Below are 1,501 nucleotides of genomic sequence, written 5' to 3'. Positions count from 1 at the left end.
AAAGTGCACACCCGCAGCTTCGGTTTATCGCTTAGCCCCGTTACATCTTCCGCGCAGGACGACTCGATCAGTGAGCTATTACGCTTTCTTTAAAGGATGGCTGCTTCTAAGCCAACCTCCTGACTGTCTATGCCTTCCCACTTCGTTTCCCACTTAGCGATAATTTGGGACCTTAGCTGGCGGTCTGGGTTGTTTCCCTCTTGAGTCCGGACGTTAGCACCCGGTGCTCTGTCTCCCAAGCTGTACTTGCGGGTATTCGGAGTTTGCCATAGTTTGGTAAGTCGCCATGACCCCCTAGCTATAACAGTGCTCTACCCCCCGCAGTAATACTTGAGGCACTACCTAAATAGTTTTCGGAGAGAACCAGCTATTTCCAGATTTGTTTAGCCTTTCACCCCTATCCACAGCTCATCCCCTAATTTTTCAACATTAGTGGGTTCGGTCCTCCAGCACGTGTTACCGTGCCTTCAACCTGGCCATGGATAGATCATCTGGTTTCGGGTCTACACCCAGCGACTGAATCGCCCTATTCGGACTCGCTTTCGCTACGGCTTCCCTATTCGGTTAACCTTGCCACTGAATGTAAGTCGCTGACCCATTATACAAAAGGTACGCAGTCACCCCACAAGGAGGCTCCTACTGTTTGTATGCATACGGTTTCAGGATCTATTTCACTCCCCTTCCGGGGTTCTTTTCGCCTTTCCCTCACGGTACTGGTTCACTATCGGTCGATCACGAGTATTTAGCCTTGGAGGATGGTCCCCCCATCTTCAAACAGGATTTCACGTGTCCCGCCCTACTTTTCTTACGCTTAGTTCCACACACAAGATTTCGCCTACAGGGCTATCACCTGCTACGGCCGGACTTTCCATTCCGTTCGACTATCTTGCGTGCTAAAACGTAAAGGCTCTTCCGATTTCGCTCGCCACTACTTTCGGAATCTCGGTTGATTTCTTTTCCTCGAGCTACTGAGATGTTTCAGTTCACCCGGTTCGCTTCCACTGGCCTATGTATTCAGCCAGGGATACTCCTTGCGGAGTGGGTTTCCCCATTCGGACATCTACGGATCAAAGCTTGTTTGCCAGCTCCCCGTAGCTTTTCGCAGGCTACTACGTCCTTCATCGCCTGTGATCGCCAAGGCATCCACCATATGCACTTAGTCGCTTGATCCTATAACGCTGTAGGCTATAGGACCTGAGTATTAGCGTTTGTGCCGTTCATAAGTTTCAAAGCAGTCTGAGGTTATTCACCCCAGTCTTGAGAACTTGGAACAAAATTAATGCAATCACAACCCGTACCCATCTTCATCAGCAAGCTGATTACTCGATGAGCACATTTCGTTGTGCTTCTTCCAGATTGTTAAAGAACAAATATAGCTGTTGGGTAAAACCCAACTCATAACACTGCATGCAGCGCTATGAGTTAGCTTCTACGCGGCGCCAATGATATTGACTCCAGCTACAACAACAACCGATAAGAGTGGACGCTTAACACGAGCACT

1 rRNA gene is annotated in these 1,501 nt (G+C 49.2%); it reads right to left on the bottom strand.

The features are described 5' to 3' along the window. Window positions 1–1,170 (bottom strand): 23S ribosomal RNA (locus IB268_RS30860); the annotation flags it as partial. Window positions 1,171–1,501: the final 331 nt, after the last annotated feature.

Origin of the sequence: Achromobacter sp. ACM01, from assembly GCF_014851745.1 — a bacterium.
In the GTDB taxonomy this organism is placed as follows: Bacteria; Pseudomonadota; Gammaproteobacteria; order Burkholderiales; family Burkholderiaceae_B; genus Achromobacter; species Achromobacter aegrifaciens.
This window is presented reverse-complemented; position numbering and strand designations above follow the sequence as displayed.